Source organism: Candidatus Didemnitutus sp., assembly GCA_019634575.1.
Lineage (GTDB): Bacteria > Verrucomicrobiota > Verrucomicrobiia > Opitutales > Opitutaceae > Didemnitutus.
In genome coordinates this window covers 74,208-88,312 of sequence record JAHCAY010000002.1, presented here as the reverse complement: position 1 = coordinate 88,312, position 14,105 = coordinate 74,208, and the positions used below count along the sequence as shown (strand labels likewise).

8 protein-coding genes and 1 riboswitch are annotated in these 14,105 nt (G+C 64.9%); of the genes, 6 read left to right on the top strand and 2 right to left on the bottom strand.

All coding sequences use genetic code 11. From position 1 onward, the window contains the following. The first annotated feature begins 73 nt into the window (after positions 1–73). Positions 74–262: a hypothetical protein gene (locus KF715_15380; protein MBX3738075.1), complete on the top strand. Its 189-nt coding sequence runs from the start codon at positions 74–76 to the stop codon at positions 260–262. Between the two features lie 398 nt (positions 263–660). On the opposite strand, the gene KF715_15375 is transcribed toward KF715_15380, so the two are convergent. Continuing rightward, a complete protein-coding gene (locus tag KF715_15375) occupies positions 661–1,173 on the bottom strand; it encodes a hypothetical protein (protein ID MBX3738074.1) in 513 nt (170 codons plus the stop codon). A 436-nt stretch (positions 1,174–1,609) separates the two neighbouring features. On the opposite strand from KF715_15375, the gene KF715_15370 reads away from it, so the two are divergent. The 3 genes from KF715_15370 (at position 1,610) to KF715_15360 (ending at position 5,036) form a co-directional block, all read left to right on the top strand. Continuing rightward, positions 1,610–2,713 (top strand): hypothetical protein, encoded by a 1,104-nt coding sequence (locus KF715_15370; GenBank protein MBX3738073.1) that lies wholly within the window; start codon positions 1,610–1,612, stop codon positions 2,711–2,713. Positions 2,714–3,067: 354 nt separating this feature from the next. Continuing rightward, positions 3,068–4,348, top strand: coding sequence for a hypothetical protein (locus KF715_15365; GenBank protein ID MBX3738072.1), 1,281 nt, complete (start codon positions 3,068–3,070; stop codon positions 4,346–4,348). Positions 4,349–4,370: 22 nt separating this feature from the next. Further along, positions 4,371–5,036 carry a DNA alkylation repair protein gene (locus KF715_15360; protein ID MBX3738071.1) on the top strand — a complete coding sequence of 222 codons (666 nt, stop codon included), beginning with the start codon at positions 4,371–4,373 and terminating at the stop codon, positions 5,034–5,036. A gap of 422 nt (positions 5,037–5,458) precedes the next feature. Here the strand turns inward: KF715_15360 and metH are convergent, their stop codons facing one another. Continuing rightward, positions 5,459–9,319 (bottom strand): methionine synthase, encoded by a 3,861-nt coding sequence (metH, locus tag KF715_15355; protein MBX3738070.1) that lies wholly within the window; start codon positions 9,317–9,319, stop codon positions 5,459–5,461. Positions 9,320–9,698: 379 nt separating this feature from the next. Further along, positions 9,699–9,923, top strand: a riboswitch (cobalamin riboswitch). Positions 9,924–10,086: 163 nt separating this feature from the next. Here metH and KF715_15350 point away from each other — a divergent pair. Together KF715_15350 and KF715_15345 are read left to right on the top strand one after the other, a co-directional pair. Next, positions 10,087–11,958 carry a TonB-dependent receptor gene (locus KF715_15350; GenBank protein MBX3738069.1) on the top strand — a complete coding sequence of 624 codons (1,872 nt, stop codon included), beginning with the start codon at positions 10,087–10,089 and terminating at the stop codon, positions 11,956–11,958. Positions 11,959–12,075: 117 nt separating this feature from the next. Continuing rightward, positions 12,076–14,007, top strand: a complete 1,932-nt coding sequence (locus KF715_15345; GenBank protein MBX3738068.1) for a glycoside hydrolase family 127 protein — start codon at positions 12,076–12,078, stop codon at positions 14,005–14,007. Positions 14,008–14,105: the final 98 nt, after the last annotated feature.

The following is a 14,105-nucleotide window of genomic DNA, read 5'->3' as shown; positions in this document are numbered from 1 at the left end:
TCTTCGTGGATCAACGCGCCTGCCGCCACAGGGCATCGACATCGACTTCCTCGCTTGGCTGGGCGACGAGCGCGTGCCGTTTTCGCTGATCTTCACCAAGGCCGACAAGCAGTCGAAGTCCGCGACGCACACCGCGATCGACCGTTTTCGTCAGGCGGCGCTGCGGGATTCCGCGGCGGATCCGGCGATCTTCATCACCTCGTCGAAGACGAAAGACGGCCGCAAAGAACTCCTCGCGCACATCGCGGGACAGCTGGACTGAGTTGAGACGGATGAGAACGACCCACGGAATACACAGACTACACGGAAGATTGCCCACGAATGCTCCGCCTACCGGCTGCGCTTGAGAAAGCCATCCGCCTGATCGGCTCCGGTATGGGTTTCAGGGAGCGGCTGATCGCCGCTGGGGAAGGGGCTCAGTTGAGAGTCGGCGATAAGCCGACCCGCGAAGCCCCCTGTGTAGCCGATCAGGCGGAGCGGACTTCAAAGCGAAGCCGTCAGGCGAAGCATTCGTGGTTAAAACCGGATCGGTGGTTCGCCCAAACTGCCCGCTAATCAAGCGCTGATCACGAATTCGCGGGGATTGGCGTCGATGTCCGCTGTCGCTTCGCTCGGAACGCGGGCTCTCCCGATTTCCGTGTGCTCTGTGTGTTCTGTGGACTAAACGATTCCGAGCTTCGCGAGCTGCGTTTCCAGCTCCGCGATCGAGCTCCACGGGAGGATGGGGGAGTTTTTCCGCTCGTCCGGCGGATCGCGTTCGAGCGAATCGGACCAGCCGCCGCAACCGGTGAGCGGCAACAGCGGACGCTTGTGCAGCCACGCGAGACAAACCTCGGACTTCGTGCCCGCGCGCCCGCCGATGACGAGGCACGCGTCGCCCGCGAGCGCCATGAGGAGATTCCGCGCATCGCCCATGCCGCACGGGATGAGCACGGAGCAAGGCCAGTCCTTCACGCCGATGTCGTCGTGCGGCACAATGGAGACCACGGTCCCACCCGCCGCCAGCGCCCGCTCCGCCGCGACGCGCGTCGCCGGAGCGCCGCAGCCGCTGACGACCGTGACGCCGCGCCGCGCGAGCATTTCGCCGGCTGCGCCAGCGAGTGCGTAGGCGGGCGAGCCGGGTTCGGCACTGCCGAGGATGCAGACTTGTGGGGCGCGCTTCGTGGGGGTCATGCGCCGCAGGCTGGAGCGGGGCTTTGCGGCGACAAGGGAATAGCCGTTTGCTGGGCCGAAGGGCGAAACGCCGCTGAGTCGGACGCGTGCCGTTGGTCGCACGTCTCGACTCGAAAAATACTCCGTTGGGTTTCTCTTTGTGCTCGGAAAACGGGAGGTAGCCCGGCCTCTCCGAGGGCGGGTCCGACGCACCCGCGCCCGGAGGTCGCGGGCTACCTGGCAAGCACCCGCTACCTGGCAAGCGCACTTACGTAACGGAGTAGTGCTTGCGATCTGCACTGCAAGGTGGTCGTCGCCGTCCCCGGCGACGACTGGCGTCGGCCGGGACGCCGACGCCCACCTATTGCATGATCTCGACCGCGGGCCCGACCGGCAGGAACGCGCGGCTTGGAAAGTTCGTGCAACTGGAGGCGGGCTTCGGTGTTTTTGCGGACACATGAGGCCCCTTGCGCTTTTCCCTCGCGCCGTTCGGCGCGGTTTTTGCACCTTCGTCGCGCTGCTGGGCGCTGGGCTCGCGTTCGCGGGCGGGGAGAAGAAAGTCGCGCCGCCGGAGGGCGTGCCGGCGAAGGATGAATTTTCGCGGATGGTGCAGCTCGCGCCGTTCGTCGTGCGCGGGCAGCAGCTCGCGGTTTCGATTCACGCGCGCACTTCCCGGGACCGACGCTACGCGCAGGAATTCGCCGAGGAGGTGCTGCGGGTGATCCATGAAACCGGCGTGAGCGAACGAACGGGCCGGGGGCTCGTCATCATCGGCGAGAAGGGCGAGCCGCACCCGATCCGCTGTTTCCGGCAATTCCTCGCGCTGGCCGAGGCCGGCAAGCTCGATCCGGCGGTCGCGGCGCGCGTGCCGGAGTTGCAGGCGGCGATCGAGCATTGGCAGCGCCGCTCGGAGAACCGTGGGACCGGCTCATCCGTGAAGATCGAGGCGGACGGGTCGAAGGACGGGGCGGGCGGCGAAGTGGATCTCGAATTCGAAAAGATCGTCAGCGCGCTGCCGCTGCCGTTGGAGGGACTCGCCGCGCAGCTCTATCAGCTGGCGTGGTTCGAGAAGTTCGACGCGGCGAAGGTGGAGGCGAAACTGCGGGCGTTGCGCGCCGCCGATCTCGAGCGCGACCTATTCACGCGTTACGACTGGGTTTTCTACCTGCCGCCGCGCAACGCGTTCGATCAGGTGCTCGACGAGATCATCGCGGAGGCGATGAAGGAAGATGGCGCGGGGCTGTTCGCGCGGATGGCGGTGAAGAGCGTGATGCTCGTGGTGAAGCCGAAGATCCGGAAGGCGATCGAGGGCGTGCGCCACGGCCTGATGTTCGACTGCGTCGTGCGCGCGCGGGCGGGGCTCGACGACGACACGGTCTCCGCGCTCACCGGCGCCTACATCGAGCAATTCGTGCCCGACGAGGAGAAGTTCGAAGGCTCGGACCACGAACGCACCGTCCGCGCCGTGCGCACGGAGTGGGAGCGGCTGAAAAAGAAAACGCCACCCGCGGAGTCCGAGGCGGAGCCCGCTGAAGCGAAACCCACCGAGCCGCCGCGCTGAGGGGGCGAGGGAAGTCCGACGTCGCGGCTGAACGCGGCCTGACGCAAACGCCGCTGATCGTCACTTCGCGCCGCGCGATCATTTCGCCGGCCGCGCCGGCGAGTTCGTTGGCCGCAGAGCCCGGTTCAGCACTGCCAAGGATACAAACCCTTGGCGCGCGTTTCGTGGGGTTCATACGCCGCAGGCTGGAGCGGTGCGCCGCGGCAGCAACGGAATAGCCGCCCGTTGGGCCGAAGGACGAAGCGACAAACCAGGATCTGGCGTGCATCGCTCTGTGAGTAGACTGTTCCGTCTTGAACGAAAGTCGATCAAGATACATACGCGTTCGGTTCACGGGCCACGAAAACTGGAACAATGGAATCTCCCGAAAATACACCCCTGCCGATTATTGAGTTTACTTCAAATAACCCGCACGCGGCCGTCCGAAGAGAAAACTTACAGTTAATCGTTGAGAAGCCGTGGGGCATTCCCGAAATCGAATTTGCGATCCCACAATCCGATTCGGAGACAATTAGGGATTTAGGATACATATTAATAAATCCTCAGCTCGATGCGCTACTGCATCTTGATTCGAACGAAGCCGAATTCCTCTTTGCGTTCCTTGATCCTAACGACGAGCGGTCGCAGGGTTTCCAAAATCGGCGTTTCAAATTTCACCACCAAGGGGTCGAATACGATTGCGCGTTCAGGAAGCCGACTGATCGCCTATTTCGGCTTGCGCGCTATCTCCAGCGATTGCCGACCGAGCGTTCTATGGTCGCGGCGGGGCAATTAATTCAATTCAGGGACTCCCAGCAATTGGAGAGACTTCCTCAAGCGGCGAAGGACTATTTTGCAAAGCGCACCCAACCGCGGAGTTTCTTTATCCAGTCATCATGTCCTTTGAAAGAGGTAGTCTGGGATGATGTGAGTCGGCATCTGAATCTGGTGATGAGGTATTTCGATCGAAAATCACCTATAATCGTGCTTCGACAACCGGAGAACGAAGAAAATGTAAGTGATCCGAAGCACATTCGCTACATCGAGGACTCCTTCCCAACGGAAATCTCAAGCCTACAAGCGGACGAGGTGCTTTTGAGCCTACTTGAAGTTGCGCGCGGTAGTGAAGTTCGGTCGGCGTTTATCTACTGTTATCAGATTTTCGAGTATGCAGGCTTTCATTTCATCGATTGGAAAACGAAGTCAGCGTTGCTGAAAATCGTGCGTTCGCCGTCATTCATTAGCCGTGCGGATGATAAAATCGGTGAACTCTTTTCGGTTCTAACGGAGGCCGCCCAGAACGATGAAGTGAGGATTCGAAAAGCGATTGATGAGCTTTGCGAGCCGCAGGCACTTTGGCGCGAGATCGAGTCGAATCGGAGCTTCTTCACCGAAGACATCGAGTTCGACGGAGGATTCACTCTTCAGAGGCTGATCGGCAAGGACACAACCTTCGACAGTTGGTCTCCTACTTGGAGTTCTGCTTTTTTTGAACGTGCAACACGCATCAGGAACTGCCTCGTTCACGCGCGAGAGAAGCGCGAAAACCGCGTAATCATGCCCGGGCGCGTGAATGATGCGCGTATCCTTCAATACCTACCGTTGATGATTCGCGCAGCCGAACAGATAGTTTTGAATTCCGCAAAGTTTAGCTAGTGGCGGACAGCACCCTCGAATTATGACCGCCAAAGAAGCTTTCGCCCAACTCCAGTCCCTCGGTGACGAAAAGCTGCGGGCGCAGATGATCAAGCGCGGGGCGCCGGAGAATCAGTTTGGCGTCAAGCATGGCGACATCCGGGCGCTGGCGAAGAAGATCAAGGTCGACCACAAGCTCGGGCTCGCGCTGTGGAAGACGGGCCACGTCGAGGCGCAGCATTTGGCGGTGTTGATTCTCGAGCCGAAGAAACTCTCGGCCCAGGAACTCGACGGGCTCGTGCGCACGACCAGCTGGTCGTGGGTGGCGGACTGGCTGTGCAATTACGTCATCGATCAGCACCCGGCGAAGGAGTCGCTGCGCGAGGGTTGGATGGACGACAAGAACGTCTGGGCGGCGCGTGCGGGTTGGTATCTGACGGGCGAGTGCGCGGCCGACGACGCCGAGGGACTCGATTTGCCGGCGTTGCTCGATCGCATCGAAAAGCAGATGGTGAAAGCCGCGCCGGAGGTGCAGTGGACGATGAATTCCTGTCTCGCGAAGATCGGCATCAATCACCCGACGCTGCGCAAGCGCGCGGTGGCGATCGGCGAGAAGCTCGGCGTGTATCGCGATTATCCCGTCTCGAAAGGCTGCACGTCGCCCTTCGCGCCGATCTGGATAGAAGCGATGGTGAAGCGGCAGATGTGATCCGGCAGATATTTGCCCACGGAACACACGGAATACACGGAAGAAGGGCCCACGAAACACACGAATAGACACGAAAGCAGCGCCGCTTCAGGAGGTTTTGCCCGCGAACAGATTTCTGTGTGTTCCGTGTCTTCCGTGGGCAATTCTGGGGGGCTTTCTGGTCAGCCCGGTTTCGTGTGATTCGTGTGTTTAGTGGGCGTCTCTGGTTCCGGGGCTTTGTCACAGAGGAAAGCGGAGACGAACTGGAAGACACGGAGGCTGTGCTCTGTGTTCTCGATTGGTCCTCCTGCCGGCTCTGTGGTCGGATCGAGCGATCGTTGCGGCGGGCCGAGCGGTCCCGCCCGAGGGCGATTCGCCTGAGTAGCGGCAAGCGCGGAGCGAGCCGTGCTGGGTGACGGGTCGCTGGCGCTCCCCGCTACGGATCAGTAATCGAGGTAGGGCGCGAGCCAGCGTTCGGCTTCGGTGACGGCGATGCCTTTGCGGGCGGCGTAGTCCGCGATCTGGTCTTTGCCCAGCTTGCCGACGGCGAAGTATTTCGAGTCGGGGTGGTTGAAGTAGAGGCCGCTGACGCTGCTGGCGGGATGCATCGCGCAGGATTCGGTGAGCGTGATGTCGGTCTTCGCGGTGGCCTCGAGGAGATCGAAGAGCGCGGGTTTCTCCGTGTGGTCGGGGCAGGCGGGATAGCCGGGCGCGGGACGGATGCCGCGGTATTTTTCGCGGATGATGTCCTTCAGCGCGTAGTGCTCGAGTTTGCCGTAACCGGAGAAGTCGCGCGCCTGCTTGTGCATGTATTCCGCGAGCGCCTCGGCGAGGCGGTCGCCGAGGGCCTGCGCCATGATCGCGCTGTAGTCGTCGTGCTTGGCGCGGAATTCCTGCGCGAAGGCTTCGACGCCGTGGCCGGCGGTGACGGCGAACGCGCCGAGGTAGTCGAGGCGGCCGCTGTCCTTCGGCGCGATGTAGTCGGCGAGGCTGTGGTTGTGCTGGCCCTCGGGCTTCTCGTTTTGCTGGCGGAGGAAGTGGAAGGTCTTGAGGACCTGGGAACGCGACTCGTCGGCGTAGACTTCGACGCTGTCGCCGACGCTGTTGGCCGGCCAGAAGCCGAGGACGGCTTTCGCGGTGTAGCGTTGCTCGGCGAGGATGCGTTGGAGCATCGCCTGGCCTTCGCGGTAAACCTTGGAGGCCTCTTCGCCGACGACGGGATCGGTGAGGAGGTCCGGGAAGCGGCCGTGGAGTTCCCAGGCGGAGAAGAAGGGGCCCCAATCGATCAGTTGCGCGACCTCGTTGAGGTCGAGCAACTGAGGTTTAAGTTGAGAGTTTAAGTTTAAGTCTCCGGAGGCGGGTGGCTCTGACTTCAACTTCAACTCTTCAACTTCAGCTGGCGCAGCTTCCGCGGAGCTGAAGCTGCGTGTGCCGAGGAATTCGGGGCGGGGGATGTCGGCGATGGACCACTCGGTCGGCTGAGCGCGGCGGCGCGCTTCGGCGAGCGGGAGGAGCTTGCGCGCGGTGCGGCGGTCGCCGAACTCGATGCGCTGTTTCTCCTGTTTGTCCTGAATCTCGGCGACGAACGCGGCCTTGTTGTCGGTGCTGAGAAGTTGCGAGACGACGCCGATGACGCGAGAGGCGTCGAGCACGTGCACGACCGGTTCCTCGTAATGCGGGGCGATCTTCACCGCGGTGTGTGCGGCGGAGGTCGTGGCGCCGCCGATGAGAAGCGGGAGCTTGAAGTCGAGGCGCTGCATCTCCTTCGCGACATGCACCATCTCGTCGAGGGAGGGCGTGATGAGGCCGGAGAGGCCGATGATGTCGGCCTGCTTCTCCTTGGCGACGGCGAGGATTTTCTCGCACGGCACCATGACGCCGAGGTCGATCACCTCGTAATTGTTACAGGCGAGCACGACGCCGACGATGTTCTTGCCGATGTCGTGGACGTCGCCCTTGACCGTGGCCATGACGACTCGGCCGGCGGAGTCGCCCCGCGCGGCATCGGTGGCGGCGGCCGCGGCGGCTTGCGCGGACGGATCGGCCTCGCGGGCTTTGCGCGCGGCCTCCTTCTCAGCCTGCATGTAGGGCTCGAGGTAGGCCACGGCCTTCTTCATCACGCGCGCGGACTTCACGACCTGCGGGAGGAACATCTTGCCCGCGCCGAAGAGATCGCCGACGACGCGCATGCCGTCCATCAGCGGGCCTTCGATGATGAGGAGCGGCTTGCCGTATTTCTGGCGGGCTTCCTCGGTGTCCTGATCGATCCATGCGTCGATGCCTTTCACGAGTGCGTGCGAGAGGCGTTCCTCGACGGTGCCGCGGCGCCAGGCTTCGAGGATCTCGATGTTGGCCTTCTGGTCCTTGACGGCGCCGGTGGCCTTGAGCTTTTCGCCGAAGTCGACGAGACGCTCGGTGGCCTCGGGGCGGCGGTTGAGGAGGACGTCTTCGACGAGTTCGAGCAGATCTTTGGGAATCTCTTCGTAAACCTCGAGCATCGCCGGGTTGACGATCGCCATGTCGAGGCCGGCGCGGATCGCGTGGTAGAGAAACGCCGCGTGCATGGCCTCGCGGACGACGTTGTTGCCGCGGAAGGCGAAGGAGACGTTGGAGAGGCCGCCGCTGACGCGCGCGTGCGGGAGGTTTTGCTTAATCCAGCGCGTGGCCTCGATGAAATCGACGGCGTAGTTCGCGTGCTCCTCGATGCCCGTGCCGACGGTGAGAATGTTCGGGTCGAAGATGATGTCTTCCGGGGCGAAGCCGGCCGAGCCGACGAGGAGACGGTAGGCGCGTTCGCAGATGCGGATCTTGTCGCCGAGCGTGGAGGCCTGGCCTTGTTCGTCGAACGCCATGACGACCACGGCGGCGCCGTAGCGGCGGATGACGCGCGCCTGCTCGAGAAATTTCGCTTCGCCCTCCTTGAGGGAGATCGAGTTGACGATGCCTTTGCCCTGAAGACATTTCAGGCCGGCCTCGAGCACCTCCCATTTGGAGGAGTCGATCATGAACGGCACCTTCGCGACCTCGGGCTCGGAGGCGCAGAGCTGGAGGAAGCGCGTCATGGCCGCCGGGCCGTCGATCAGGCCGTCGTCCATGCACACGTCGACGACGTTGGCGCCGTTCTCGACCTGCTGGCGGGCGACGCTGACGGCTTCCTCGTATTTGTTTTCCTTGATCAGCTTCGCGAACTTCGGGGAGCCGGCGACGTTGGTGCGCTCGCCGATCATCGTGAAGGTGCCTTCGCGATGGGTGAACGGCAGGGAGCCGGACAGCGCGAGCTTCGGCGCGAGGATCGTGAGCGAGCGCGCGGGTTTCGGGCGGAGCGCTTCGGCGATGGCGGCGATGTGCTCGGGCGTGTTGCCGCAGCAGCCGCCGGCGATGTTGAACAGGCCGTGTTGCGCGAAATCGCCCATGTAACGCGCCATGTCGGCGGGCGTGAGGTCGAAGCCGGTCGGCGAAAGCGGATTGGGCAGGCCGGCGTTCGGGTAGCACGAGATGAACGCGTCGGACTTCTGGCCGAGCTCCTCGAGGAACGGCCGCATGAGATCGGGACCGATGGAGCAGTTGAGTCCGACCGCGAGGGGGCGCGTGTGGCGCACGGCGTTCCAGAACGCCTCGACGGTCTGCGCGGAAATCATCGTCTCGCCACCGCGGCCGACGGCGGCGGAGATCATCAGCGGGAGCTTCACGCCGTCGGCGGCGAAAACCTCGTCGATCGCGACGAGGGCGGCCTTGGCGTTGAGCGAGTCGAAGATCGTCTCGACGAGCAGGAGATCGACGCCGCCCTTGATGAGCGCGCGGATCTGGCGCGTGTAATCGGTTTTGACCTGATCGAAGGTGACGACGCGAAAGCCCGCGTCGTCGGCATCGGGGGAGTTGGAGAGCGAGACGGTCAGCGGCCCGATCGCGCCGGCGACGTAGCGGCGACGGCCGGTGGCGTTGGCGACGCGGTCGGCCCAGCGGCGGCATTGTTGCGCGGACTGGAAATTGATGTCGTGCGCGAGCTCGGCGAGGAACGGGTTCTTGATGACCTCCTCGTAGAACGCCGGGTCCTTGCGGCCACCGCGCTCGCGCGGGTCCTCGATGAAGAACTCGCTCTGGCCGATCGACGTGGCGGAAAAGGTGTTGGTTTCGATGATCTCGGCGCCGGCTTCGAGGAAGCGGCGATGGATGTCCTCGATCGTCGGCGCGAGGGTGAGCGAGTAGAGGTCGCCGTTGTTCTTGAGGTCCTTCGGCGCGTTCCGGAAGCGCTCGCCGCGCACCTGTTCCTCAGTGTGGCCGTAGCCGCGGATCGTCGTGCCCATGGCGCCGTCGATGAGGACGACGCGCTCCGCGAGGGTGCGGCGCAGGGCGATTTCGGCGGGAGAAAGAGTGCGGTCGGGCGGCATGCGGTCAGTTCGTATCGATGCATCAAGATTCGATGATGCGAGAAAGGCAACAGTGGCGTGCGGCTCTCGGCGGGCGGAGCGGAATTTTATGACAATTCGGCGCGCGAGCTGCGGATGCGTGCTGGTGGGGGCGTTGCCCGCAACGGCCCTGCGCGCGATTCGCGCGGATGGCGCTGACGGTCGTGTCGCTGCCGGGACGTCGGCGACCACCTCAGCGCGCGATCTGGGGCGCTGTGCATCGCGTCATCGCAATGCGCGCGCAGTGATTGCGCTTGCGAGTTTCGCGCCGCGCCGGATTTCTTGCCGCTCCTGAGTTCTTTCACCGTCAACTTGGCAGACGCAGGGAAGGCCGTGCAAACCGGCCACAGTTGCGCTGCGGTAACGTCCGACAAATCCCCACCGGCGGCAGGCGCCGGATACGCCAATCCCATTTCCACGGGGTGAAGGCGGGGAGGAGGAGCGCGTCGCAAGATGCGCGCAGGGCGGAGTCCGAACATCTGGCTGCCGAGTCTCACCTTCCGCCGCTGTGCGTCACAGCGCGCGGCGGAAACTTCATCGCATCAGTGCAGCGGGCCACGGCTCGCCGCCAATGAAGGGTGAGAGTGGAAACCTGTTTCGCGCGCCGACGCAGCAAAGCCGGCGCGCAGGCGTGGATCTGCTCTTGCCACTCGGAAAAGCAGATCATGTCCAACTCGATCGCGGCGTCGCTCCGACGCTCGCTCCTCCTCGCCGCCGGCTTCGCGCCGGCGCTCCTCGCGCTCGCGCAAGACGCGGCGCCCACGAAAATCGACGACTACCTCGTCACCGCGACGCGCACGCCTGCCGCCGCCAACACGCTCGGCAGCGCCATCGATTCGATCAGCGCCGCCGAACTCGCACGGCAGCAACTCACGGGGCTGCGCTCCGCGCTCGCCGGCGTGGCGGGCGCGCCGGCCTTCGCTTCGGGCGGCGCCGGCAGTTCCACGTCGCTGTTTCTCCGCGGCACGAACAGCAACCAGACGCTCTTCATCGTCGACGGCATCCGCTTCAACGATCCGAACACCGACTACGCCGTCGCGCTCGGTGGCGCTTGCGTCACCGGCTGCGATTCGCTCGAGATCGCTCACGGCCCACAGAGCACGCTCTACGGCGGCGAGGCGGTCGGCGGCGTCGTCTCGCTGCGGGCGCAGCGCGGCGCGGGCCCACTGAGCGGCAGCGTCTCCGCCGAGGCCGGTTCGTTCGGCACGATCCAGGGCGCGGTGAAGGCACAGCGCGGCGACGCGAAGAACGCCTTTTCGTTCTCCGCGCTCGGCGGCCATACCGACAACGATCGCGCGAACAACGATTTCGATTCCGCGACCTACGTGCTGCGCGTCGATCATCGCGTGAGCGACGCCGTCGCGGTCGGCGCCACGTGGCGCGGGTTCCACGGCGTCTACGGTTCGCCCGGCACGCGCTTCACGAACGATCCCGATAACCAGGACTACGAGAGCAACCAGCTCGCGACCGTGTTCGCCGACTTCACGCCGTCGCCGACGCTGACGAGCCGCGCCGTGCTCGGCGGGCAGGACCGGCGCTTCGTCTCGGAAAACCCGCGCGCCGGCTCGGCCACGCAGATCACCGTCGTGAAAAACCGCCGCGCCGTCCTCGACTGGCAGGCGACCTACACCGGCGCGGAGAAGCAGCGCGTCACCGGCGGCGTCACGGCCGAGGCCAACCACACGGTCAACACCGGCTTCGGCGCCATCAACCGCCACCAGCAGCTCTTCGCCGTGTTCGTGCAGGACGAGATCAATCCCGTCGAGAACGTCTACCTCACCGCCGGCCTGCGCAGCGACGATTCCGACACCTTCGGCCGCGCGACGACCGGCCGTGTCACCGCCGCTTGGCTAGTGGCGCAGCAACGCGTGAAATTCCGCGCGAGCTACGGCACCGGCTTCCGCGCGCCGTCGTTTCTCGATCTCTACGGCCAGAGCGCATTCTATGTCGGCAATCCGAACCTCGCGCCGGAAAAGGCGCGCGGCTGGGACGCCGGCGCCGATTTCTACCTTCCGCAGAATCGCGGCACGCTCAGCGCGACGTGGTTCGACACACGGCTGACGAATCTCATCACCTTCGATTTTGTCGCGTTTCCCAGCACGGTGAAGAACGTCGAGCGCGCGCGCACGCGCGGCGTGGAGCTGTCGGGCAAGTTCACGCTGCCCGGCACGAGCGCGACCGAGGTGCGGTTCGCCTACACGTATCTCGAGGCGGACAACCTCACTCAACACACGCGCCTCCTGCGTCGTCCGCGGCACAGCGGCTCGGCGGATCTCTGGCGCGATTTCGGCGGCGGGTTCAGCGTCGGTGCCGGGGTGGCGTTCGCCGCGCAACGCGAGGATGTGCACGCGGCGACGTTCGCGACAATCGACGCCGAAGACTACACCGTCGCGCGCCTCTACGCGGCGTGGCAGGCGACGAACACGCTGACGGTCAAGGCGCGCGTCGAGAATCTCCTCAACGAGCACTACGAGGAAGTCCATGGCTACCCGCAGCCCGGCGCCGGCGTCTTCGCGGGATTGGAGTGGCGGTTCTGAGTCGCGCAAAAGCAGCGGGAGAGTAGCGGGAGCTGGAAGCTCCCGCCACTCTCGACGTGTTGTCGGTGCACACGCCGCGCGCTTGCGCGGTGGGTCGCACTGGCGGAGCCTCGCGCCATGCTGTTGCCACCCCGATTTGCAGCGTTCGCCTTGGCTGTGTCGGCTTCGCTTCCCCCGCTCGCGTTGCGCGCGGCCGACTACCCGATTCGTCCCGTGTCGTTCACGGCCGTGCGCGTGACGGACGGATTTTGGAAGGCGAAGCAGGAGACGAACCGCACCGTCACCGTGCCCTTCGCGCTCGAGCAGTGCGAAGAGTCGGGTCGTTTGCGGAACTTCGATCTCGCGGCCGAGGTCATGCGCCGCCGCGCGGCGGGCGAGAAGGATTTCCAGATCCAGCCGCCGACGATCTACCCGTTCGACGACACCGACGCCTACAAGGCGATCGAGGGCGCGGCCTACGTGCTCAGCCTGCGGCCCGACGCGGCGCTCGCGGCGCGGCTCGACGGCTGGATCGCGCGCATCGCGGCGGCGCAGGAGCCGGACGGTTACCTCTACACGTTCCGCACGATGCATCCCGACTCGCCCGGCCACAAATGGGTGGGCGTGAAGCGCTGGGAAAAGGACCCCGAGCTCAGCCACGAACTCTACAACTGCGGCCATCTCTACGAGGCGGGCGTCGCGCATTTCCAGGCCACGGGCAAACGCACGCTGCTCGACGTCTGTTTGAAAAACGCCGAACTGCTCTGGCGTGACTTCGGCGACGGCCAGCTCCGCATCGCCCCCGGCCACGAGATCGTCGAGATGGGATTGGTGAAACTCTACCGCGTGACCGGCGACGCGCGCTGGCTGAAGCTCGCGCAAATCTTCCTCGATGCGCGCGGTCCGAAGGGGAGCCCCTACAGTCAGCAGCAGGCGCTGGTCGTCGACCAGACCGAGGCCATCGGACACGCCGTGCGCGCGAACTACCTTTATTCCGGCATGGCCGACGTCGCCGCGCTGACGGGCGATGCGCGCTACCAGCACGCGATCGAGCGCATCTGGACGAACATGGCCTCGCGCAAGCTCTACCTCACCGGCGGCGTCGGCGCGCTGGCGAAGGGCGAGGCCTACGGCGCCGACTACGAGCTGCCGCACGACGGCTACAACGAGACCTGCGCCGCCGTCGCGCTCATGATGTGGGCGCACCGGATGTTCCTGCTCTCGGGCGAGAGCCGCTACATGGACGTGTTCGAGCGCACGGCGTTCAACGGCTTCCTCAGCGGCGTCTCGGCGAGCGGCGACCGGTTCTTCTATCCCAACCCGCTCGTCTACGACGGCGCGGCCAAGAACAACCACTCGCATGCTGGGCGCGCGCCGTGGTTCGGTTGCGCGTGCTGCCCGCCGAACCTCATGCGCACGCTCGCGGCGCTGTCGGGCTATTTCTACGCGGTGAAGGACGACGCGCTCTACGTGAACTTCTACGCCACCAGCGAAGGCGAGGTCAGCGTCGCCGGACAAAAGGTGCGCGTGACGCAGACGACCGACTACCCGTGGAACGGCCGCGTGATACTGACGTTCGCGCCGGAAAAGCCCACGACGTTCACGCTCAAGCTCCGCGTCCCCGGCTGGGCGCAGGGCCGGCCTGTGCCGTCCGACCTCTACCGCTACGAGAACCCGAAGACGGCCGACTGGTCCGTGCGCTTCGGCAACGAGCGCGCCGCGCTCATCGAGGCCGACGGCTACGTGTGGCTGACGCGCGAATGGCGCACCGGCGACACGATCGAGGTGGACCTTGCAATGCCGCCGCAAGTCGTGCGCGGTCATCCCGCGATCGCTGCCACGGAGGGGCAGGTGGCCTTCGAGCGCGGACCGGTCGTCTATTGTTTCGAGCAGGCCGACCAGGCGATCCCCGAAAAGGTCGCCCGCGCGCCGAAGCTCGTGCCGCAGGCGCGCCCGGACCTGCTCGGCGGCGTGACCGTGCTCGACGTCGACGGTGCGACCGCCGTGCCGTATTTCGCCTGGAACAACCGCGGGGTGGCGCCGATGGCGGTGTGGCGGCCGGTGAAGTAGCGCGCGCATTCCGCCCGCGTCGGCGCTCGGACCGGTGGTCGCCGCTGTCCCGAGCGGCGGCTTCCAAGATCACTGAAGCCGCGAAGATCTCAGCCGCC